Here is a 21,811-nt window from a genome sequence, read left to right as displayed (position 1 = left end):
AAAAAAGGAGAATTTCCATGCTATCTTATATCATTCGCCGAATATTGATGGCCATTCCATTGCTGTTAGGGATAACGATTGTCTCCTTTGCCATCATGAAATTGGCGCCAGGTGATCCTTCCAGCTTGTTGATGGACCCGACGATCAGCCCGGCAGACAAGGCTAAATTCATGGAGAGGTACGGACTGAATGATCCTATCCATATTCAGTATTTTAAGTGGCTAGGGGCTATGCTGCAGGGCGACTTTGGGACATCCCTTATCCGCAAAGGCGTCCCGGTAATAGAAATGATTATGAACAGAATGCCAAATACCATTTTATTGATGGTCGTATCTACCATCCTGGCATTGTTGATCTCCATTCCGTTCGGTGTCATTTCTGCAACTAGGCCATATTCAAAGCTTGATTATACAGTTACGGTGACGTCCTTCCTGGGAGTAGCGACGCCAAACTTCTTCCTTGGCTTGATTTTAATCATGGTCTTTGCCGTCCAGATGAATTGGTTTCCGACGGGAGGGGTAGCGACCTTGAATGCTCCTTTTAGTCTCTGGGATCGGCTCCATCATTTGATAATGCCGGCATTTGTTCTTGCAGCCGCTGATATGGCAGGACTGACACGGTATACACGTTCAAGCATGCTTGAGGTAATCAATCAGGATTATATCAGGACAGCCAGAGCAAAGGGTTTTAAGGAAAAAAAGGTTATCTATAAACATGGCCTGCGCAATGGACTTATACCAGTCATCACAATCTTTGGGCTGATGATTCCATCTTTCATCGGCGGAGCAGTAATTGTGGAAAAAATCTTCACTTGGCCTGGCATCGGATTGTTGTTCGTTGATTCAGCATTTCAGCGGGACTATCCAGTCATTATGGGTCTAACGGTGATCTCGGCTGTTTTTGTTGTAATAGGCAATCTGGTCGCTGATATTTTATACGCAATTTTTGATCCTAGGATTGAGTACTAAGGGGAGGTACACATGGCACAAAGAAACTTAGCTGGAAATACCTCTGGAAATCTTGAATTGCATGGTATCAAGAACCAACGGGACACTATGCTCGGGATTATCACCAGAAAGTTTTTCAAAAATAAACTCGCTGTTATGGGTGCGGTGTTTCTGATTATCATTATCACAGCAGCCATTCTGGCTCCGGCCATTGCCCCATATTCACCTTCCAAACAAAACCTGCTTGAAAAATTACAACCGCCAAGCAGTGAGCATTGGCTTGGGACAGATCGTTTCGGAAGGGATACTTTCTCAAGGCTGTTATATGGAGCAAGAGTTTCCTTGCTCGTCGGTTTTGCCTCTGTGCTCGGTTCGATTACAATAGGAACCTTCCTTGGTGCAGTTGCCGGCTACGTGGGTGGAATTGTTGACGCGATGATCATGAGATTTGTTGATGTAATCCTATCCATTCCATCGATTTTTCTGTTGATCACTCTAGTAACCATTTTCAAGCCAGGCGTCGATAAATTGATCCTGATTTTCGCCCTGCTTGGCTGGACAACAACTGCCCGGCTTGTAAGGGGTGAATTTCTCTCACTTAGGTCAAGAGAATTCGTCCTTGCTTCAAAAACCATCGGGACGAAAACTCATACGATAATATTCTCCCATATTCTTCCGAATGCGATGGGACCAATCATTGTTTCAGCTACCCTTGCTGTCGGATATGTCATTCTGGCTGAATCTGGACTCAGCTATTTAGGTTTAGGAATACAGCCTCCACACGCGAGCTGGGGCAATATGCTGCAGGATGCGCAGAATTTTACCATTCTATTAAAGTCTTGGTGGTATCCACTTGGTCCAGGGCTGATGATACTTTTGACTGTTATTTGTTTCAACTTTGTTGGAGATGGACTCAGGGACGCACTTGACCCAAAAATTAATGAGTAGAAGCCAGGAGTCCCCTGGCTTTTTCTTATTGCTGCGGAAAGCGAGTGCCTCGAGCGGAAATCAACAGTTAATGTTAACAGAGCTAATGTCATTAAAAGCAGAAGCAGGTTGGGAAATTTTTTGGGTAAGAATTTTTGAACGTTTGCGAGCATATTTCATAAACTTACTATAAAAAGTCATTGGAGGGTAAGAAATGGGATAATCAGGACGGATCAATGGCTTGAAATGAACTTTGACAATCCAAAAAAGATATGTGAACGTTTAACGGATCATTTTCCAGGTGAAGTGAACCCGCAAAGAATTTACCGCTATTTACTGGATTTTGGTATGTACAAGCCGAATCAAAAGAGCAGGAAAACTTACGAAGAGATGAAGTCACGAAAGATATGGGAGAACATAGAGAAAATCTTCTTGAAGTATAAAAGTAAATGGAAAGGACCAGATATACCGATATTTATTTTTCCGATGGACGCTTCAAACGGAAGATTAATGAAGGAAGGGAAGGGGAAATCTGGCGTCTCCTTTAAAGATAAGCTGTTTTTATTTTTAACCCCCATTGAAGACCCAAAGGAAATCGAAGCTTTATTTGTCCATGAATACCACCATGTATGCCGGATGAACGGTTTGATAAAGGATCCATCTGAGTACACTCTGCTTGACTCAATCATTCTCGAGGGCCTCGCAGAGCATGCGGTTGCAGAAAATTGCGGCGAAGAATATACCGGAGATTGGAGTCGGCGATATTCGACAGAAGAACTAGCGGAATTTTGGAAAAAAGATCTTTCAGAAAAACTATTTATTACAAGAAAAGACAAACTGCACGACCAGATTTTATTTGGAATGGGAAGCAGGCCAAGGCTTTTAGGATATGCAATGGGGTATGAAATCGTAAAACAATACAAGCATCGTAAAAACTTTACTGAAAAAGCTTCATTCAAAATTCCTTCCGATAAATTTACAAAGTTGCTAAGTTTTTAACATTTTTTAGAATCGTTAAAAACCCCATTAAACCGGGGTTTTTTATTATTTTTGAATAATAATAAATTTCCCAATTGAAAAAAAAGTATTGCAATTGTAATAAATCTGTAATAACATTTTATTAAAATATATTGAATTTGCAGAATATTTTATTATTTAAAAATGTGAGAAGGTGTCCCAAATGAGCAATTATTCAATACATAAAGAAACACCTTTACTAGAGGTGAAAAACCTGGAAACAGCCTTTTCGATTGACGGTCAATACTACAATGCTGTTGATAAGGTTTCTTTTAATGTCAAACCACGGCAGATTGTCGGGATTGTTGGCGAATCTGGATGCGGAAAATCTGTAATGAGTCTTTCGGTTATGCAGCTGCTGCCTGTAGGTGTCGGTAAAATCAGATCTGGTGAAATCCTTTTTGAAGGAACTCATTTAGAACAGATGTCCGAAAAGGAAATGAACAAAATCCGCGGCAAGGATATCTCAATGATTTTTCAAGAACCGATGACATCCATGAATCCGGTATTCACGATTGGTTTCCAGCTTCAAGAGGTCCTTTTCAATCACACAAAAATTACGAAAGCTGAGGCAAGGCAAAAGAGCATCGCCCTTTTGAAGAGCGTTGGGATTTCACGCCCCGAGAAAATCGTGGATGAATATCCGCACCAGCTATCAGGCGGTATGAGGCAGAGGGTAATGATCGCAATGGCAATCGCCAACCAGCCAAAGCTCCTGATTGCGGACGAGCCTACCACAGCGTTGGACGTAACGGTACAAGCCCAGATTCTTGACTTGCTAAAGAGCATCCAGGAAGTTAATGATATGTCAGTCATCCTTATCACTCATGACCTTGGTGTCGTAGCTGAGATGTGCGATGAAGTAATTGTTATGTATGCTGGCAGAATCGTTGAGCGTGCAGATGTTGAAACACTTTTCTATAACCCTAAGCATCCTTATACCGAGTTGATGATGGGTGCCATCCCTAAAATGGATGAAGATAAAGAAGAATTAAGCTCAATCAAGGGGATTGTCCCATCACTTAAAAACATGCCGGCAACCGGTTGCAGATTCGCGAACCGCTGTCCGAAAGCAATGCAGGAATGTACAAGCATTACACCGCTGCTCGGAGAGGTCGAAACGGGACATGACGTGGCGTGCATTCTATATGAAGCAAGTATGCCAAGAGAAGGAGTTAAGGCATAATGAGCAATACGACTTTAGTAGATAAAGAGACTTTGCTGGAAATCAAGAATCTGAAAACCTACTATCCTGTAAAAGGCGGCTTCTTCAAACGCACAATTGGGAATGTAAAAGCCGTAGATGATGTTTCATTCGAAATAAAAAAAGGTGAAACATTAGGACTTGTAGGTGAATCAGGCTGCGGCAAATCAACAACCGGCAGAACAATCATCCGCCTGTTGAACGCAACAGATGGTGAAATCTTGTTTGATGGCAAGGACATCACGAAATTAAGAGGAAAGTCGCTGCAATCCATCCGCCAGGATATCCAAATGGTGTTCCAGGATCCATACGCTTCATTGAATCCAATGCAAATGGTCGGCGATATCGTCGCTGAACCAATCAAGAACTTTAAAAATGTTAGCACGAAGGATTTAAAAGATGAAGTAATGGATTTACTGACAAAGGTTGGACTTCCGGAGGATGCCTATTATAAATATGCTCATGAATTTTCTGGAGGCCAAAGGCAAAGGATCGGCATCGCCCGTGCACTTGCCCTGAGGCCAAAGCTGATCATAGCTGATGAGCCGGTATCCGCACTGGACGTATCAGTACAGTCGCAGGTTCTTAATCTATTGAAGAAGCTTCAAAAGGAATTTGATTTAACCTTTTTATTCATCGCTCATGACCTAAGTGTCGTTAAGCATATGAGTGACCGGATCGGTGTAATGTACCTCGGCAATATGGTTGAAATTGCTGATCGCAACAGCATGTATGCTGAACCGCTCCACCCATATACCCAGGCTTTGATCTCAGCCATTCCAATGCCGGATCCGCGCCGGAAAAAGGAAAGGATCGTTCTTGAAGGAGATGTTCCAAGTCCAATGAACCCTCCTACTGGATGCCCATTTCATCCGCGCTGCCCAGCAGCAATGGCAGAGTGTTCTCAAGTAAAGCCAGCTTTAAAGGAGGTGAAGCCAGGACATCAGGTTGCTTGCCACCTTTACTAGGGCAATAATTTTTTAAAAAATAAAAAACAAAAAATCGGGGGGAAAACCATGAAGAAACCTTTGCTATGGCTTGCCATGCTTGTACTGGTTTTATCAACATTCCTAGCTGCGTGCAGCGGTGGAGACAAAGAAAAGACAACTACTGAACCAAAAGACGATGACAAAGGAACTACTGCAGAAGGCCAGCCACAAGATGGCGGTACACTAGTTTATGCTTTGGATTCAGAATTCAAGGGTCTATTAAACTGGAACTTCTATGATGCTGACGGAGACGATGACATCATCGCATTCTTCGACGATGCACTAATCGACTATGATGAAAATCTGAAAGCAGAACCAGGCATCGCTAGCTGGACTACTGAAGATAACAAAACTTTCACATTCACATTTGAAAAAGGCGTTAAATGGCACAATGGCGAAGAACTAACAGTTAATGACTGGGTATTCGCAATCGAAACAATCGCTACACTTGGTGGAGAGCACCAGCGCTGGTCTAACGTTAACACTATAGTAGGTGTTAAAGAATTCAATGAGAAGAAAGCTGACAAGATCTCTGGTCTTGAAGTAGTAGATGACTACACTTTGAAGATCACTTTTGACAAAGCACGCGTTAACAACCTTGAAAACGTTTGGTCTTACCCGCTTTCAAGAAAAGAATTTGAAGGAATCGCTCCTAAAGACATGGCTGCTTCTGAGCAGGTTCGTACTAAGCCTGTAGGAACTGGTCCATTCAAAGTAACTAAAGTTGTCCCTGGTGAATCAGTAGAGCTTACAAGAAACGAAGACTACTGGAGAGGCAAGCCTCACTTAGAGAAAATCATCGTTAAAGTTATCGACAGCTCTTTAACTACTGGTGAACTTAAGAATGGAACGCTTGACATGACTCCATTCCACCCAACAGTACTACCTGAAATCGAAGCTTTAGATAACGTTGATGTTGTAAGATTCCCTGGCTTATCTTACTACTATGTTGGTTTCAAATTAGGTAAATACGATGGCAAGAAAAACGTAATGAATATTGATAAGTACGCTAGCAAAGACCTTCGTCAAGCTATGCTTTATGCTATCAACCGTGAAGAGTGGGTAAAAGCATTCTTCAGCGGACTTGGAAAGCCACTAGATCGCCCAATCCCAAGTGCACACTGGATTGCTGCTGATAACAAAGATATGCCTATCCAATATTCTTATGACCCAGCAAAAGCAAAAGAACTTTTAGACAAAGCTGGTTACGTTGATAAAGACGGAGACGGCTTCCGTGAAGATCCAAAAGGCGAAAAATTCGTTGTTAAGTTCTCTCACTATGCTACAGGTAACCCAACTTTCGAAGCACGAGCAAAAGCTTTGACTCAATACTGGGAAGAAGTTGGCTTAAAATCTGAGCTTCAAATGACTGACGTTAACCTTTACTATGATCAAATCGAAAAAGATGATCCGGCTCTAGAAGTATTCTATGGCGGCTGGGGAACTGGCGCTGACCCAGATCCACTACCACTTTGGGGCGTTGAGTCTGTATGGAACTACCCTCGTTGGGTAAATGAAGATGCAGAAAAGCTTCTTCAAGACGCTGTAGATATCGATGTAGTTGGTACTGACACTGAAAAGCGTAAGCAATTGTACACTGACTGGCAGAAAATCTTCAACGAAGAAGTGCCTGCACTTCCAATCGCTGAACTTGAAGAAGTAATTGCAGTTTCTAAGCGTGTACAAGGTGTTAAATATGATGTATCTGGTTCGAATTCATCTCACGAATGGTGGATTAAGCAATAATAAGAACCACTTATTCAGTTAAGGAGAATGCATATGCTTAAGTACAGTTTACGACGCATCCTCGGCATGATCCCTATGCTTTTCCTTATCTCTATCGTAGTGTTTTCCCTGGCGAAACTTATGCCAGGGGATTCACTCAGTGGAGAAATTGATCCGAACAATACGGATCCGGCATACATAGAAGAGATGCGCGAGAAGCTCGGATATAATGACCCTATCCACGAGCAATATTTAACATGGATTACGAATTTCATGCAGGGTGAATTTGGAAAGTCTACGCGTTATAAGATTCCTGCAAGTGAAATCATTGGTGAACGTTTGCCTAATACTATTTTTCTAGGATTTACAAGTATCGTCATAACCTATATGCTTGCATTTGCGATGGGTATCTATTCCGGCAGAAAGCCTTATACACTGGGCGATAATGCCATTAGTTCCGCAAACTATATAGGATTGGCACTCCCGGCGTTCGTCGCAGGTGTGTTCGCTATTTATTTCTTCTCATTCACATTAGGCTGGTTCCCATCAAACGGATCGGTTGATATATCGGTTACTGAAGGAACAGCTGCTTACTGGTTCAGCAGGATTCATCACGTATTCTTGCCTGCGATTGTATTAGGATTATTGGGTACTGCAAGCTATACGCAATTTTTGCGTAATGACATTATAGAAAACAGCCGCAAAGATTATGTAAGAACAGCTAGAGCAAAAGGAACACCTGAAAGTAAGATTTACAATCAGCATATTTTGCGAAACTCGATTATACCGCTTATTACTTTCCTAGGATTCGATATCGTGGCATTGGTTGGTGGAGCAATCATCACAGAGACAATTTTCACGTATCCAGGAATTGGACAATTGTTCCTTAACTCAGTATCACAGAGAGATTATCCAGTACTGATGACTTTAACAATGATGTTCTCATTCTTGACTCTTTTTGGAAATTTAGTTGCTGATATACTTTATGGAATCGTTGATCCAAGGATCAGGCTTGATTAAGGAGGATGGCTATGGAAATTTCAACAGCAAAAAATACACAAATTAACCTGAAGCCGGAAAAAGGCTTGTCTCCATGGGCCATCGCTCGCAAAAAATTCGTTTCAAATAAATTGGCAATGACAAGCTTGTTCTTTTTGATTACGGTTGCTATTGTCTCCTTTCTGGCTCCATATATCACAACAACAGATATCACAAAAATTAACATCGGCTCCATGTCATTGAAGCCATCTGCAGAGCATTGGCTTGGGACTGACAAAAGTGGTCGCGATGTATTTACAAGACTGCTTTATGGTGGCAGGGTTTCATTGCTAGTCGGAATCAGCTGTACTTTTTTCGTTATCATGTTTGGAACAGTTATCGGTTCGATCGCCGGGTACTTCGGCGGTATTGTTGACAGTATGTTAATGAGATTTACCGACTTCGTCCTTAACTTCCCGTTCCTAGTATTCGTTATCGTTTTAGGAACAATTTTCTATGGTAAGTTAAACGGACTTGTTGTACTGATCATGGTAATCAGCTTGCTAAGCTGGGGCGGAGTTGCGAGGATTGTGCGAAGCAAAATCTTAGCTGAGAAAGAGAATGAATATATTCTCGCTGCCATCTCAATTGGCTGCTCTCCTTTCAAGGTTATCGTCAAGCATCTATTGCCAAACGTCCTTTCAACAATTATCGTACAGGCAACAATCCTTTTTGCAGGAATGATTGTATCGGAATCAGCATTAAGTTACCTTGGTTTCGGTGTACCTGCTGAAATACCAAGCTGGGGAAATATGCTTTCCTTCGCAAATGAACCAGACGTATTACAAGGAAAACCGTGGATCTGGATCCCGCCGGCTCTTGCCATTACTTTGACAATCCTCTCCATCAACTTCATTGGTGAAGGATTGAAAGATGCGTTGAATCCAAGATCACGCCGTTAAAAAATCTACCATACAAAGGTAGATTTTTTATTTTGGTATTATTGGATGCGGATTAATAAGTTAAGCTTCATATTTTCATAAGAGGGGAGAGGTCGTAGACTCTCCTTTTTTTGTGCCCTGGTGGGGGAGGTTGAGGGAAACTAACAAATCAGATGCCATTTTAACCTTAGACTCAGGAATAAGAAGAAAATTTCGGAACTGTGAAAGTGTAATTGTCTGTCTAAATATAAGGGAATAATCTGTTAAAGCTGAAATATGGGCATCCTTGGATTTGCAGCCGCAATTCTTGCAAAACCATTTTCCATGCTGCCTATTCATTGGTATTGCAAAACAAGAAGGGCATTGAACTCCTGGCTTTATGTCAATAGGGTCAATGGAATATACTGAGAGGATTTTAGGAAGGAGGGAAGTATGGGATTTTAGGAGTTGTTTGCCAATTTTTTTGATTTCTTTTAATGTTAGGTTTTCATTGGAATATCGTTTCTCAAACTCAATTAACCTTTCATAAAGCTGATCAGAATGTAGTAATCTTCTATTTTTATCTGTGCTGTTTCCATGTGTTTTAATCACTGTTGTGGAGTGTGCAATGACAACTAAGTATTCTATAGGAATTGAACCCAACTTGTTATCGATCAGCCATCGGGATAAAAGTCGCTTGTGTTTACGAACCTGAGTAATAGGATCGCGTATTCCTACCTCTTTGTCATTAAAAATACGTAAACATTGTTCCAAGTTAAAGTCGAACAAAACAGTTCCCAAAATGTTTTTGGAATCAATAATGAAGGAAACTTTTGGGGATAGGAGAAGGGTATCAATTTGAAAAAAGTGACCATTTTGCTGGAGTCTAAGATCATTTAAAATTATGTATTTTTCATTAGGAAGAAAGCCTAATTGATAATCTAATTCCTTTTCGCCACGAATACCTGCAGACATTTTCCTATGGTTTTCCTGAATAGCCGAGAATTTTGGATGTGTACTATCAAGCCGTCTTATAATTGCCTCTTCTGCTCTAAACTTAAGTGGTATTTTCCTTTCTTTATAGAACAATTCCTTCACTCCTTAGTACGATATACCACTACAATTCTATGTTTGCTGATGAATTCCTTTTTAACGGCTGGATTGTTGAAAAATTTCCTTTTTTAATTCGATAGTCCATGAGTCTTATTTTCCGGAAATCCAAAATATATTCCGGAATTGCTCTAAGCAGGCCATTAATTAAAGATCCACAGTACTGTCAACCCGCCCCCAATCATATAAATGTAAAAATGGACAGGCAAGGGTGAAGGCTATGTACAACAATAATAATGAGATAGGCATTAGTAATGATGTATAGACTAATCCTGTTAACCATTGGTTTTGGTATAGCGGTGTCTGGTGGGATCAGCACGATTGCCTATTTGAATATGATCACAGCGGGACATGGATTTGATGAGTATCTGTCCTACATATCAAAGAGGGTGGAGTGCTATCTGCTGCCTGTTGGGATAGCCATCATCTGGTTGAGTATATATTGGCCCCATCATAATGATGAAAATTGATCTTCCTAATAAGGAATAATTTTACTTAGTGCTGCCCATACTGATGGACAAACAGTTTCTTGAAGTGAGGGGTTATAATCATGTTGTATCTTCATGATGTCTGGGTAAATTGGTTCGAAGGGGAAGAAAACGGCTATAATGTCTGCCATTTTCATGAATGGCGTAAAGATGATGGGGTTGAGCTTCTTGACCAGGTGCCTCTTCTGAAAATTGACCATCTGCTATTTAATTATATTGAGAATGATTTATCAGAGTTACCTCAACAGCTTCTGGACGACATATACCGAAAGGCGTACTTGAGGAAAAATCATGAACGCACCCAGCTCGATTACTGTTTTGTCGTTTCTGATGGAACAGGTATCCTCGCGGTAGATACAATTGGCTACAATATCCCTATCCGTAAAAGCCGTTTGATTCCAAGGCAGGAACAGCTAGTATATGAAATGATTGAGAATCAGGATACAATCCATTACGGGTTCAATGATCAAAGCGCCTTGAAGGACTTTCATATTTTGTCTCCCTCTCCAGATCTCATGAAGGGGCTGACAAGAAAAGAAAGGCAATTGAAACAATTGCTTTTCATGGCTATGGATCAATTGAATTCATCTAAAAACGTGGCTGAAGTGCGCTACTGGTTTACTGAATGGAAACCAGAGCTATATGAAGAAATCCAGCAGCGTTCGTTCGAGGAAGTGTGGGAGCAGCTATTTGAGGAAACGAAATATGGCTGGTCCGGAAAGCATGAAAAATTCTGCGAAAACATAATAAAGGGCCAGGCGTTTTTTGAAAAACTTTGGGAAATGGAACATGGTCCAAAGGTAAATTAAGGAGCTGATCATCATCAGCTCCTTTTTTAATGGAGATCATGCAGCTAATGAATCCACCAAGTACAAAAAATAGAAATCAAAAAACTTCTTTAGCCAAAATAAAAAAGAAGCCAACCTAAGTCAGCTCCCGATTTAGTCACATTATCTTCTTTTCCGTCCAAGGCCCATTGCATTTTCCATTTTGCCAAGCATTTTGCTTGCAACACGGTTTGCTTTTTCAGCACCTCGGTCGAGGATTTCATCCAACTCAGGAGAGTCGATCAGCTCATAGTACTTTTTCTGAATAGGCTCAATCACATCGACTACAACTTTTGCCAGATCGCCTTTAAAATCTCCGTAACCTTTTCCTTCATATTGTTTTTCAATATCAGCAACAGACATTCCTGATAGGATTGAATAAATAGAAAGGAGATTTGAAATTCCTGGTTTATTCTCTTTGTCGTATTTTACGATTCCTTCAGAATCAGTTACTGCGCTTTTAATTTTCTTTTCGATCTGTTTTGGATCATCCAGCATGGAGATGAAGGCTTTGTTATTAGGATCTGATTTGCTCATTTTTTTCAATGGGTCCTGCAATGACATAACCCTTGCTCCAACCTTCGCAATCCTTACTTCTGGGATTGTAAAAATGTCATTGTATTTTTTGTTGAAGCGCTCAGCCAAATCCCTTGTTAATTCAAGGTGCTGTTTCTGATCCTCACCCACAGGTACAAGATCCGTACCATAAAGCAGGATATCCGCTGCCATTAAAGGAGGGTATGTTAATAAACCAGCTGAAACAGCTTCTTTTCCAGTCGATTTGTCTTTGAATTGTGTCATTCTTTCAAGCTCTCCGATATAAGCGACACATTGCATCATCCAACCGGCCTGGGCATGCGCCGGAACCTCTGACTGTATGAAAAGTGTAACTTTTTCAGGGTCGATGCCTGAGGCAATATATAACGCAGCCAGGCTTTTGATATTTTTGCGAAGCTGAAGCTTCTCTTGCGGCACAGTAATCGCATGCTGGTCAACAATACAGAAATAGCAGTTGTACTCATCCTGCAATTCAGTGAATTGCTTCATAGCACCGATGTAATTGCCAAGAGTAATGGTACCGCTTGGCTGGATGCCGGAAAAAATGGTTTGCATGTAAATTCCTCCTGTTACTTAAAAAAGTATATAAAAAAAGACCATTCATCCCTACATAAAGTAGGGACGAATGGTCCGTGTTGCCACCCTAATTACTCAATAATGAGTCACTCAGCCCATGCCAGATAAAGCATGGTTCCCTTTAACGCAGGGTATACGCCTGAATCTACTTTGGTTCGAAGCAGGGGCTCGAAAGTCCATTCCAAATGCCAGGCTGTTTGTTCGCACCAACCACAAACTCTCTGAAAACCTTGAACAAATGTACTATTCTTTGTCATTGCCTTTAAATACAATTTTATTAACAAGAATTATAATCAATTACGAAATAAGATGCAAGGGACACCAAGAAATTTTTTACAGGTAGTAAATAGAAAGCGCCCCAAGCATTAAAACAAAGTCTAATAGCCCCACGATCAGAATTGGATTAGTATTGATCTTCACCATTTCAGATAAGGGTGTCATTTCATGAATCGATTTGATCCTCTCTCCGTTCTCCTTGCCGGCAAACACAGTCCTGAATGAAAAGGATATTGCATCAAAGAATCCAGAATTTACTGTAAAAACTAGCAAAGAGGTAAAAAGCAGAACACATGTAATATAAAAAGAAATATTTATATAGTTGAGCAATGAAATATTTTTGTAGTAGAGAAATGAGAGAACCACAACAAATACTTGAGAGCCTAAAAAACCTAATAAAATTTTCCCAACACCTTTACTCATTTTACTAATTCTCCCTTAAATTGTTATTTTATAAAAGTGATTTTCCGGAAGATTCATCTAAAAAAACGCAAATATTACATTGGAATTTGTATGCAAAATGTTGATCAAATGCTTATAAGTCACCATTATAACACATATTTTTCAGGTAATTTATTACTATTGTTTCAATGTTGTAAATTTTTCGCGGAAAAATATTGAACATTTTTTTCAATCTATGTATAATAGGGAATGTAAAAAGTTTTCAGAAAACAACAAAAAAAGAGGGGGCATAACTTTGAAAAAGTCAAAATTTTCATTGCTTTTGGTTCTGACTCTAGTATTCTCTTTATTCCTGACTGCTTGTAGCGGCGGAAAAGATGCTGGAAAAGATGCTGAGCCAAAAGACGACGACAAAGCACCAGCTGCAAAATCAGATCTACCACAAGAACTAAGAATGTTGGATTCTTCTGAAATCCCAACAATGGACACTGTACTTGCAGAAGGTTCTACTAGCTTCACATACATAAACAACGTAGGTGAAGGTCTATACCGTCTTGGACAGGACCACAAGCCAGTTCCTGCACTTGCTGATGGCGAACCAACAATCAGCGAAGACAAAACTGTTTACACTTTCAAACTTCGTGACTCTAAATGGTCAAACGGAGAGCCTGTAACAGCTAAAGATTTCGTGTATGCTTGGCAGCGCGCAATCGATCCTAAGACTGCTTCTCCATACGGCCCATACATGATGGGTGGCAAAATCAAGGGTGCTGCAGAAATCACTGCACTTGGTGCTGCTAAGAAACCTTACGATCTTAACACACTTGGAGTTAAAGCTCTTGATGACAAGACTTTAGAAGTAACACTTGATAAGCCAGTAGTATACTGGGCTGACTTATTCGCTTTCCCAACATTCTATCCTCAAAACCAGAAGTTTGTTGAAGAAAAAGGCGAAGCTTTCGCAAGCAATGCTGAAAACTTACTTTACAACGGTCCTTTCAAGATGACTAAGTGGGAAGGTACTGACGCTACTGAGTGGGTACTTGAAAAGAACGAAAACTATTACAACGCTGATCAAGTTAAACTTGAAAAAATCACTGTAAACGTAGTTAAAGATTCTAACTCTGCTGTAAACGCATTCGAAGCTGGCGAAACAGACATGACTGGATTGCTTTCTTCTGATATCGTTCCACAATATGAAGGCGACGACCGTATGCTTAGCTGGATGGAGCCAACTGTATTCTGGATCAAAATGAACCAAAAGAACAAAGCTCTTGCTAACGTAAACATCCGTAAGGCAATCGCTCAAGGCTTCAATAAAGAAGACCTTGCTGCAAGTATCCTGAACAACGGATCTGTTGCTGCAAACTATTTCGTACCAAAAGATTTCGTATCTCTTAACGGCGAAGATTTCCGTGAAAAGAACGGCGACATCGTAACTTTCAACGCTGATGAAGCTAAGAAAGCTTGGGAAGCTGGACTTAAGGAACTAGGCGTTGATAAATTAGAACTTCGCTACCTTGGTGGAGACACTGAAGCAGCTAAGAAATCTGATGCTTACATCAAGAACCAATTAGAAACAAACCTTCCTGGCTTGACTATCAAGCTTGAAAGTGTTCCTTTCGCAGTACGTCTAGAGCGTGACAACGCAATGGATTATGATCTTCAATTCGCTGGCTGGGGTCCTGACTATGGTAACGCGTTATCATTCACTGACCTATGGATCACTGATGGCGGAAGCAACAGAATGGCTTACTCTAACCCTAAATACGATCAGTTAATCAAGGATGCTCAAGGCAAACTTGCAACTGATGAAAAAGCTCAATGGGAAGCACAGCAAGAAGCTGAAAGAATCATGCTTGGCGAAGACTTCGGTCTAGCTCCAGTTTACCAGCGTGCTGCTAACATCCTATTGAATCCAAATGTTAAAGGTCTTGCGATCTATAACTATGGTCCTGACTACTCATTCCAGTGGGTAACAATCGAAGAATAGTAACTATAGCAGTTTCTTATTTCAGAGTGTAATAATTCTGAGGATAGAAAGAGAGTATATCTAGATATACTCTCTTTTTCCCTGTACGGCATTTGTCGAATAATAGGGAAAATTGAAATAATATAGGAGGTGTACACATATGGGAAAATACTTACTAAAAAGATTTTTTTATATGTTTTTAACCCTTTTCATTATTGCGTCCTTGACCTTTTTCTTAATGAAAATCATACCAGGAACGCCATTCGCGAGTGCTGCAAAGTTGCCGCCGGCACAGCTGGAAATAATGAAAGCAAAGTATGGTTTAGATCAGCCGGTACCTGTACAATATGCCAAGTATATCGGGAACTTGCTGAAAGGTGACCTTGGCATTTCGTTTCAATTTAACAATACACCAGTAACGGAATTGATGTTCAAGCGTTTGGGGCCTTCCGCACAGCTTGGCTTCCAAGCAATGCTGGTAGGTACTCTAATAGGACTAGTACTCGGTATTTTTGCGGCAATCAGGCAAAATAGCTGGGTGGACTATAGTTCCACATTTTTGGCTGTATTGGGAAAATCTATCCCTAACTTCGTATTTGCCGGTTTATTGCAATACTTCATTGGTGTAAAACTGGGATGGTTCCCTGTACTATTCTGGAAAGGCCCAGAATATACAGTTCTGCCGACAATTGCGTTGTCTATGTTCCCAATCGCGATCGCTGCACGTTTTATGAGAACAGAAATGATTGAAGTAATGAGCTCAGATTATATCATGCTTGCTAAAGCAAAAGGTGCAAGTTTCTTTGAGATTGCATTCAAGCATGCAATGAGGAATGCTTTGATACCACTTGTAACAGTACTTGGCCCTTTGGCTATTTCAATGATGACTGGTTCACTCGTTGTAGAAAAAATCTTTGCAATCCCGGGACTCGGGGAGCAATTCGTAAAATCGATTACAGTAAATGATTACCCTGTTATTATGGGAACAACGATTTTATTTGCTGCATTATTTGTAGTCATCATCCTTGTAGTGGATATTTTATATGGAATCATCGATCCACGCATCAGGTTGTCTGGAGGTAATAAGTAATGGCTGATTTTGAAGCGAAAATTTCACCAGATCGTTTTAGACCGGCGGTTATCGATTCGTCTAAAAGCGAGGAGATTAACAAGCCGAGCTTAACCTTTTGGCAGGATGCTTGGATGCGTGTCCGTAAAAATAAGGCTGCTTTAGCAAGTTTGATTGTCATGCTGTTACTTGTAGCGATGGCATTTATTGGTCCACTGATTAGCGGGAAAGAATATGATACCCAAAACGTAAGGCATAACAATTTGCCTCCCCGAATCCAGGGTCTTGAAAATATAAGCTGGCTTCCATTTGACGGTGTTAAGGTCAATAATGCTGGCAAAGAAATCAATATGTATGAAATGAAAAAGGTAAAAGAATATTACTGGTTTGGTACAGACGCACTAGGCCGTGACTTATTCACACGTGTATGGAAGGGAACGCAAATTTCATTGTATATCGCTTTATTAGCAGCGGTAATCGATATGCTAATTGGAGTTGCCTATGGTGCGATTTCAGGCTTTTATGGAGGCCGACTAGACAATGTCATGCAGCGTATTACTGAAGTTTTGGTAGGAATACCGACCATGATTATCGTTATCTTGATGATTCTTGTGCTGAAACCAGGTATTATATCCATTACTGTTGCCCTGACCATTACAGGCTGGGTCGGAATGGCACGTGTCGTACGTGCTCAGGTATTGAAATTAAAGGAACAGGAATTTGTGCTTGCTTCCAGAACATTAGGAGAATCAGATGGGAAAATCATCTCAAAGCACTTGCTTCCAAACCTTGCCGGAGTCATTATCATCAACACAATGTTCACAATTCCAAATGCCATTTTCTTTGAAGCTTTCTTGAGCTTTATTGGCCTTGGATTACAAGATCCGCTAGCGTCTCTTGGTACATTAATTGATGATGGCTTTAAAGTCCTTAGATTACATCCACATGAAATGATCATTCCAGCTATTATCATCAGTATCATCATGATTACATTTAATATGCTGGCAGATGGATTACGTGACGCGCTTGATCCAAAAATGCGCGATTAATAGGGTAGGTGAATAATTATGGAAAATATTTTAGAAGTTAAAGATTTAAATATCTCCTTCCATACATTTGCGGGTGAGGTTCAAGCGATTCGCGGTGTGAATTTTGAACTAAAAAAGGGAGAGACCCTGGCAATCGTAGGTGAGTCGGGTTCTGGAAAATCAGTAACAACTAAAGCTATCATGAGATTATTGCCTCCAGGAAACTCCGAAATAAAAAGTGGCCAGATTCTATTTGACGGCAAGGACTTGACTAAGCTTACTGACAGACAAATGCAAAAGATACGTGGGAAAGATATTTCGATGATTTTCCAGGATCCGATGACATCATTAAACCCAACCATGCAAGTGGGCAAGCAAATCATGGAGCCGCTTATCAAGCATCAAAACATGAGCAAATCTGGTGCAAAAGAACGTGCTTTGCAATTGCTTAAGCTTGTAGGTATTCCAAAACCTGAATTGAGGATTAACCAATATCCACACCAATTCTCTGGTGGTATGAGACAAAGGGTTGTAATTGCAATCGCTTTGGCTTGTAATCCAAAGGTTTTAATTGCCGATGAGCCTACAACAGCACTTGATGTAACGATCCAAGCTCAAATTCTAGAACTTATGAAGGATTTACAGAATAAAATCGATACTTCGATTATTTTTATCACGCACGACCTTGGCGTTGTGGCTAACGTAGCTGACCGTGTGGCAGTTATGTACGGTGGGAAAATTGTAGAAGTCGGCACAGTCGATGAAGTTTTCTACAATCCGCAACATCCTTACACTTGGGGTTTGATCAGTTCAATGCCAAGCCTGGATGCAAAAGAAGAAGAGCTATATGCAATCCCAGGTACGCCGCCTAACTTATTGCATCCACCAAAGGGTGATGCATTTGCTCCGCGTAATGAATATGCAATGCAAATCGATTTAGAAGAACAGCCTCCGATGTTTAAGGTTTCTGACACACATTATGCTGCTACTTGGCTGTTGCATCCAGATGCTCCTAAAGTAGAACCACCGGCAGCTGTGAAGAGCAGAATGCGGAAATTCATGGGCGTGAAATAACTGTAAGAGGAGGACTGGCTTCATGGAAAATAAAGAAAAGCTTCTTGAAATAAAGAATTTGAAGCAATACTTCAATATGGGTCAAGCAAATGAAGTAAAGGCAATAGATGGAGTCTCTTTTGATATTTATAAAGGAGAGACACTTGGCTTGGTTGGAGAATCCGGTTGTGGTAAGTCTACAACTGGCAGAACAATTATCAGGCTGTATGATGCAACAGATGGAGAAGTAATCTTCAAAGGTGAAAACGTACACGGCAAGAAAAATAAGAAAGACTTAAAGAAATTTAACAGAAGCATGCAGATGATTTTCCAGGATCCATACGCATCTTTGAATCCAAGGATGAAGGTTTCTGATGTTATTGCAGAGGGCATCGATATTCATGGTCTCGCAAAAAGTAAACAAGAAAGAATGGAAATGGTATATAGCTTGCTTGAAACTGTCGGCTTAAATAGAGAACATGCCAACCGTTATCCGCATGAGTTTTCAGGCGGACAAAGGCAGCGAATCGGCATTGCCCGTGCACTTGCCGTTCAGCCAGAATTTATTATTGCCGATGAACCTATTTCCGCTCTAGATGTTTCTATCCAGGCACAAGTAGTAAACCTGATGAAGAAACTGCAACGTGAAAAAGGGTTAACATACTTGTTTATCGCACATGACCTTTCAATGGTTAAATACATCAGCGACAGAATTGGAGTTATGTATTTCGGAAAGCTAGTCGAATTAGCTCCTGCAGAAGACCTTTACAACAATCCACTGCATCCTTATACTCAATCGTTACTATCAGCGATTCCGCTTCCAGATCCAGAATCTGAACGCACGCGTCGCCGGAAGACATACGATATAAACATACACCAGTATGCTGATAACGAAGAAGTAAAAATGCGTGAAGTCTCCGCTGGACATTATGTGTATTGTTCAGAAAAAGAATTAAAACAATATCAGCAGCAATACGTAAAATAAATTTGACGATCTCATTATTTGAGATCGTTTTTTTTATTCATAGGAAAGATATTACATTTAGAAATATGAAACTATGATATGTAAAAGTGTCAAAAGTGGGTAAAATAGATTCATAGATAAGAATCTTGGATTCATATATTATAAGAACCATTTGTGCCATATTTAAAAGGAGAGATGATAAGTGCAGATTAAAAAAATAGCAGCAGCAGCTTTATTGGCTGCCTCTTTTTCACAAATGAATGGTGAAGTATTTGCTGCCGAAAAAACGCATAGTACCGAAAAGCTGCCAATAAGAGAACATGAATCATTTATTAGAAAAATTCCCGACCAGATGCCAAGATTTAAATTCGATTCTGGTTATGAATTCACGTATCCCGAGGCTGTAAGGGGAATTTATGTGACAGGACATTCAGCTGGCGGAGAAAAGTTTAATCAACTTACTAATCTTATTGATAAGACAGATTTAAATGCTATGGTAATTGATATAAAAGACGATCACGGGTACCTTACATACAAACCAGAAGAAACATCATCATTTAAAGACATAGGAAAACCTTATATCAAAGATCCGCAGAAAATGTTAAAAACGCTTGAAGAAAAACAAATTTATCCTATTGCTCGAGTTGTAGTATTTAAAGATACTGCCTTGGCGCAAAAAAAACCTGAGTGGTCATTTAAAGAAGGAAAGGGAATTTGGAAAAATGGCAGAGGTGAGTCCTTTGTTAATCCTTTTGTAAAAGAGGTTTGGGACTACAATGTCCAAATTGCCATTGAAGCTGCCAAAATGGGCTTTAAAGAAATCCAATTTGATTATGTCCGATTCCCTGAAGGCTTTGAAAATAGAGATGCTTCTCTTGTATATTCAATGGGAGACTATAAGGACGTTAAAATGGACAATGTTCAAAAACGTGTTAACGCAGTGACGGACTTTGTCGCATATGCAAGAAAGGAACTCAAGCCTTATGATGTAAAAGTATCTGTAGATATTTTTGGCTATACAGCGACATTGCCTGAAGCTCCTGGAATCGGACAGAATTTCTCGAAAATCTCAGAAAATGTTGATGTAATATCTTCAATGATTTATCCAAGTCATTGGACATCGTATTTTGGAATTGCCAAGCCTGATACCGAGCCATACAGGCTTATAGTTGAATATGCAAAGCTTGAAAAAAGAAAATTGGGTGAATTAAAAACACCGCCAATTTCTCGTCCTTGGCTTCAAGACTTTACAGCATCATGGCTTGGCAGCGGGAATTACTTAGTTTACGGAAAGAAAGAAGTCGAAGACCAGATCCGGGCACTCAAGGATCAGGGAATTAACGAATATCTATTATGGAACGCAAGTAACAGATATACGCCAAAAGTCGATTACACTCCTTAATTAAAGCAAGAATTAAATAAAAAAGGCCTTAAATGAGTCACTCATATAAGGCCTTTTTCGTATCATTAGATTATTGTAATGTGGATAATGTATAATAAAACCTGGGTAACGAGTTACTTTTTGCCGCCGCCAACGTTTTTCCAGCCTGTTTGCATCCGGGCTGACTGGTCGACAAATTCAGACCTGTTTTTTCCTCCGAAAAATCTTGTGCCAATCCCATTGGTAATAACACCAATTGTTGCGGTAATTCCCACTACAAGCACAGTAACAATCGTTAAGTCCATTATGTAATCGCCCATGATAAACCTCCACCTTTTTTTACACAAATCATTTTAATGAAATGTGGTATATATGATTCATGATCCCTACTCATCTTTATTTTAAAAGAATTGTTGGTGTATTAAAAGAACTTTATCAAGAAAAAATATTAGTACTATCTTGATCATGATTATATAAGAAAAGCTGGGTGCTTATCAGGATGAAAAAAGTCGAAAAGGAGATAAGCCATGCATTGGTATGAAAAATTAAATCAATATTTTCCAATTGAAGAAATGAAATCAAAAGAGCATATGGAAACACTTTTAAAAGAACGTCCGGAGATTTACCATAAAGATGAAGGTCCTGGGCATGTATTGATGTATGTCGAAACAGACGACTTTGTCTTCATTGATTATCTTTTTGTTTCTAAGGATACAAGAGGCCAGGGTATAGGTCATAAGTTGATCGAAAAGCTTAAGGAAAAAGGCAAGCCAATCATTCTTGAGGTAGAGCCAGTCAATTATGATGACACAGATACCGGAAAACGATTGCGTTTTTACAAACGTGAAGGATTTGAGCATGCCCGCACGATTGGATACCGCAGGCGTTCACTTGCAACAAAGCAGATCAATGAAATGGAAATTCTTTATTGGGCACCAAATCACGCTCATGAAGAGCTAGTGTACGAAGCGATGAAAAAGACCTACAATATGATTCACACATATAAAGATAAAAAGTTTTATGGAGAGTCATATCAGCCAGTCGATGAAGTATTGACACTTGAAGAAAAGCGCGATGATTTGCTGCTGGATATTTAGTAAAAGTTCTTAAAGAAAAATCCAAAAAATTAAAGAGCATAAATTAAAAAAGACTTAAAAATAGACGCATCCATGTGTATCATATATGGATGCGTTTTCATTTTAGTATGACCAATTGAGAATATTATTTTTTTTAAAAAAATGTTTAGCTTCTGGGAGAAAGGGTAAATATAAATAAATTAATAGTAACCGACAAAATCAGCTACAATAATACGAATATATTTATAGATGGTAATATGAAGGGTGATGAAAAAAATATAAATTTAATGAAACTTTTTTCATTTAAGTTCGTTATATATATAT

Annotated in this window: 21 protein-coding genes and 1 other annotated feature; of the genes, 17 read left to right on the top strand and 4 right to left on the bottom strand. The window is 39.9% G+C overall.

Going from position 1 to position 21,811, the window contains the following annotated elements; genetic code table 11:
* The first annotated feature begins 17 nt into the window (after positions 1–17).
* The 8 genes from V7654_RS08905 (at position 18) to opp4C (V7654_RS08870) (ending at position 8,749) form a co-directional block, all read left to right on the top strand.
* Positions 18–968 carry an ABC transporter permease gene (locus tag V7654_RS08905; protein ID WP_335429996.1) on the top strand — a complete coding sequence of 317 codons (951 nt, stop codon included), beginning with the start codon at positions 18–20 and terminating at the stop codon, positions 966–968.
* Positions 969–1,055: 87 nt separating this feature from the next.
* The gene (opp4C, locus tag V7654_RS08900) at positions 1,056–1,895 is read left to right on the top strand and encodes an oligopeptide ABC transporter permease (protein ID WP_335430223.1); all 840 of its coding nucleotides are present in this window, start codon (positions 1,056–1,058) and stop codon (positions 1,893–1,895) included.
* A gap of 225 nt (positions 1,896–2,120) precedes the next feature.
* Positions 2,121–2,873, top strand: a complete 753-nt coding sequence (locus tag V7654_RS08895; RefSeq protein WP_335429995.1) for a DUF2268 domain-containing protein — start codon at positions 2,121–2,123, stop codon at positions 2,871–2,873.
* A gap of 181 nt (positions 2,874–3,054) precedes the next feature.
* Positions 3,055–4,077, top strand: coding sequence for an ABC transporter ATP-binding protein (locus V7654_RS08890; RefSeq protein ID WP_335429994.1), 1,023 nt, complete (start codon positions 3,055–3,057; stop codon positions 4,075–4,077).
* Positions 4,077–5,063, top strand: coding sequence for an ABC transporter ATP-binding protein (locus tag V7654_RS08885; protein ID WP_335429993.1), 987 nt, complete (start codon positions 4,077–4,079; stop codon positions 5,061–5,063). Before V7654_RS08890 ends, V7654_RS08885 begins: the two co-directional genes overlap by 1 nt.
* A 48-nt stretch (positions 5,064–5,111) precedes the next feature.
* On the top strand, positions 5,112–6,830 hold the full coding sequence (gene opp4A, locus V7654_RS08880) for an oligopeptide ABC transporter substrate-binding protein (RefSeq protein ID WP_335429992.1): 1,719 nt from the start codon (positions 5,112–5,114) through the stop codon (positions 6,828–6,830).
* Positions 6,831–6,863: 33 nt separating this feature from the next.
* Positions 6,864–7,829 (top strand): oligopeptide ABC transporter permease, encoded by a 966-nt coding sequence (gene opp4B, locus V7654_RS08875; protein ID WP_335429991.1) that lies wholly within the window; start codon positions 6,864–6,866, stop codon positions 7,827–7,829.
* Between the two features lie 11 nt (positions 7,830–7,840).
* The gene (gene opp4C, locus V7654_RS08870) at positions 7,841–8,749 is read left to right on the top strand and encodes an oligopeptide ABC transporter permease (RefSeq protein WP_335429990.1); all 909 of its coding nucleotides are present in this window, start codon (positions 7,841–7,843) and stop codon (positions 8,747–8,749) included.
* 75 nt (positions 8,750–8,824) lie between these two features.
* Here the strand turns inward: opp4C (V7654_RS08870) and V7654_RS08865 are convergent, their stop codons facing one another.
* The gene (locus V7654_RS08865; RefSeq protein WP_335429989.1) at positions 8,825–9,796 is read right to left on the bottom strand and encodes a nuclease-related domain-containing protein; all 972 of its coding nucleotides are present in this window, start codon (positions 9,794–9,796) and stop codon (positions 8,825–8,827) included.
* Positions 9,797–10,074: 278 nt separating this feature from the next.
* Between V7654_RS08865 and V7654_RS08860 the strand changes: the two genes are divergently transcribed.
* Positions 10,075–10,287, top strand: a complete 213-nt coding sequence (locus V7654_RS08860; protein WP_335429988.1) for a hypothetical protein — start codon at positions 10,075–10,077, stop codon at positions 10,285–10,287.
* An 80-nt stretch (positions 10,288–10,367) separates the two neighbouring features.
* Positions 10,368–11,114 carry a YjbA family protein gene (locus V7654_RS08855; protein ID WP_335429987.1) on the top strand — a complete coding sequence of 249 codons (747 nt, stop codon included), beginning with the start codon at positions 10,368–10,370 and terminating at the stop codon, positions 11,112–11,114.
* A gap of 141 nt (positions 11,115–11,255) precedes the next feature.
* Here the strand turns inward: V7654_RS08855 and trpS are convergent, their stop codons facing one another.
* Both trpS and V7654_RS08845 read right to left on the bottom strand, forming a co-directional pair.
* Positions 11,256–12,245: a tryptophan--tRNA ligase gene (gene trpS / locus V7654_RS08850; protein ID WP_335429986.1), complete on the bottom strand. Its 990-nt coding sequence runs from the start codon at positions 12,243–12,245 to the stop codon at positions 11,256–11,258.
* A 59-nt stretch (positions 12,246–12,304) separates the two neighbouring features.
* Positions 12,305–12,532, bottom strand: a binding site (T-box leader).
* A 67-nt stretch (positions 12,533–12,599) separates the two neighbouring features.
* Positions 12,600–12,965 carry a DUF3899 domain-containing protein gene (locus V7654_RS08845; protein WP_335429985.1) on the bottom strand — a complete coding sequence of 122 codons (366 nt, stop codon included), beginning with the start codon at positions 12,963–12,965 and terminating at the stop codon, positions 12,600–12,602.
* A gap of 274 nt (positions 12,966–13,239) precedes the next feature.
* Here V7654_RS08845 and V7654_RS08840 point away from each other — a divergent pair, with 274 nt between their 5' ends.
* The 6 genes from V7654_RS08840 to V7654_RS08815 all read left to right on the top strand — a co-directional run bounded on the left by V7654_RS08840 (position 13,240) and on the right by V7654_RS08815 (position 20,432).
* On the top strand, positions 13,240–14,937 hold the full coding sequence (locus V7654_RS08840; protein ID WP_335429984.1) for a peptide ABC transporter substrate-binding protein: 1,698 nt from the start codon (positions 13,240–13,242) through the stop codon (positions 14,935–14,937).
* Between the two features lie 139 nt (positions 14,938–15,076).
* Positions 15,077–16,006, top strand: coding sequence for an oligopeptide ABC transporter permease (opp3b, locus tag V7654_RS08835; protein WP_335429983.1), 930 nt, complete (start codon positions 15,077–15,079; stop codon positions 16,004–16,006).
* Positions 16,006–17,034, top strand: a complete 1,029-nt coding sequence (gene opp3C, locus V7654_RS08830; RefSeq protein WP_335429982.1) for an oligopeptide ABC transporter permease — start codon at positions 16,006–16,008, stop codon at positions 17,032–17,034. Before opp3b ends, opp3C begins: the two co-directional genes overlap by 1 nt.
* An 18-nt stretch (positions 17,035–17,052) precedes the next feature.
* Positions 17,053–18,087, top strand: coding sequence for an ABC transporter ATP-binding protein (locus tag V7654_RS08825; protein ID WP_335429981.1), 1,035 nt, complete (start codon positions 17,053–17,055; stop codon positions 18,085–18,087).
* A 22-nt stretch (positions 18,088–18,109) separates the two neighbouring features.
* Positions 18,110–19,051: an ABC transporter ATP-binding protein gene (locus tag V7654_RS08820; RefSeq protein ID WP_335429980.1), complete on the top strand. Its 942-nt coding sequence runs from the start codon at positions 18,110–18,112 to the stop codon at positions 19,049–19,051.
* Positions 19,052–19,286: 235 nt separating this feature from the next.
* Entirely contained in the window at positions 19,287–20,432 is a 1,146-nt protein-coding gene (locus V7654_RS08815; protein ID WP_438825279.1) for a putative glycoside hydrolase, read from the top strand.
* A gap of 113 nt (positions 20,433–20,545) precedes the next feature.
* Here V7654_RS08815 and V7654_RS08810 read toward each other — a convergent pair whose 3' ends face one another.
* Complete coding sequence (locus V7654_RS08810; protein WP_335376768.1) at positions 20,546–20,731, bottom strand: hypothetical protein; 186 nt, start codon at positions 20,729–20,731, stop codon at positions 20,546–20,548.
* A gap of 207 nt (positions 20,732–20,938) precedes the next feature.
* Between V7654_RS08810 and V7654_RS08805 the strand changes: the two genes are divergently transcribed.
* Positions 20,939–21,508, top strand: a complete 570-nt coding sequence (locus tag V7654_RS08805) for a GNAT family N-acetyltransferase (protein WP_335429979.1) — start codon at positions 20,939–20,941, stop codon at positions 21,506–21,508.
* Positions 21,509–21,811: the final 303 nt, after the last annotated feature.

This window comes from Bacillus sp. JJ1609, assembly GCF_036967045.1.
GTDB lineage: Bacteria > Bacillota > Bacilli > Bacillales > Cytobacillaceae > Mesobacillus.
The sequence above is the reverse complement of the archived record's forward strand: the minus strand, read 5'-3'. Positions and strand labels throughout refer to the sequence as shown.

Bases quoted from the DNA above. Each gene is read 5' to 3' on its own strand.
- V7654_RS08905 (WP_335429996.1), top strand. From the start codon at position 18: ATGCTATCTTATATCATTCGCCGAATATTGATGGCCATTCCATTGCTG.
- opp4C (WP_335430223.1), top strand. From the start codon at position 1,056: ATGCTCGGGATTATCACCAGAAAGTTTTTCAAAAATAAACTCGCTGTT.
- V7654_RS08895 (WP_335429995.1), top strand. From the start codon at position 2,121: ATGAACTTTGACAATCCAAAAAAGATATGTGAACGTTTAACGGATCAT.
- V7654_RS08890 (WP_335429994.1), top strand. From the start codon at position 3,055: ATGAGCAATTATTCAATACATAAAGAAACACCTTTACTAGAGGTGAAA.
- V7654_RS08885 (WP_335429993.1), top strand. From the start codon at position 4,077: ATGAGCAATACGACTTTAGTAGATAAAGAGACTTTGCTGGAAATCAAG.
- opp4A (WP_335429992.1), top strand. From the start codon at position 5,112: ATGAAGAAACCTTTGCTATGGCTTGCCATGCTTGTACTGGTTTTATCA.
- opp4B (WP_335429991.1), top strand. From the start codon at position 6,864: ATGCTTAAGTACAGTTTACGACGCATCCTCGGCATGATCCCTATGCTT.
- opp4C (WP_335429990.1), top strand. From the start codon at position 7,841: ATGGAAATTTCAACAGCAAAAAATACACAAATTAACCTGAAGCCGGAA.
- V7654_RS08860 (WP_335429988.1), top strand. From the start codon at position 10,075: ATGTATAGACTAATCCTGTTAACCATTGGTTTTGGTATAGCGGTGTCT.
- V7654_RS08855 (WP_335429987.1), top strand. From the start codon at position 10,368: ATGTTGTATCTTCATGATGTCTGGGTAAATTGGTTCGAAGGGGAAGAA.
- trpS (WP_335429986.1), bottom strand. From the start codon at position 12,245: ATGCAAACCATTTTTTCCGGCATCCAGCCAAGCGGTACCATTACTCTT.
- V7654_RS08845 (WP_335429985.1), bottom strand. From the start codon at position 12,965: ATGAGTAAAGGTGTTGGGAAAATTTTATTAGGTTTTTTAGGCTCTCAA.
- opp3b (WP_335429983.1), top strand. From the start codon at position 15,077: ATGGGAAAATACTTACTAAAAAGATTTTTTTATATGTTTTTAACCCTT.
- opp3C (WP_335429982.1), top strand. From the start codon at position 16,006: ATGGCTGATTTTGAAGCGAAAATTTCACCAGATCGTTTTAGACCGGCG.
- V7654_RS08825 (WP_335429981.1), top strand. From the start codon at position 17,053: ATGGAAAATATTTTAGAAGTTAAAGATTTAAATATCTCCTTCCATACA.
- V7654_RS08820 (WP_335429980.1), top strand. From the start codon at position 18,110: ATGGAAAATAAAGAAAAGCTTCTTGAAATAAAGAATTTGAAGCAATAC.
- V7654_RS08815 (WP_438825279.1), top strand. From the start codon at position 19,287: ATGAATGGTGAAGTATTTGCTGCCGAAAAAACGCATAGTACCGAAAAG.
- V7654_RS08810 (WP_335376768.1), bottom strand. From the start codon at position 20,731: ATGGGCGATTACATAATGGACTTAACGATTGTTACTGTGCTTGTAGTG.
- V7654_RS08805 (WP_335429979.1), top strand. From the start codon at position 20,939: ATGCATTGGTATGAAAAATTAAATCAATATTTTCCAATTGAAGAAATG.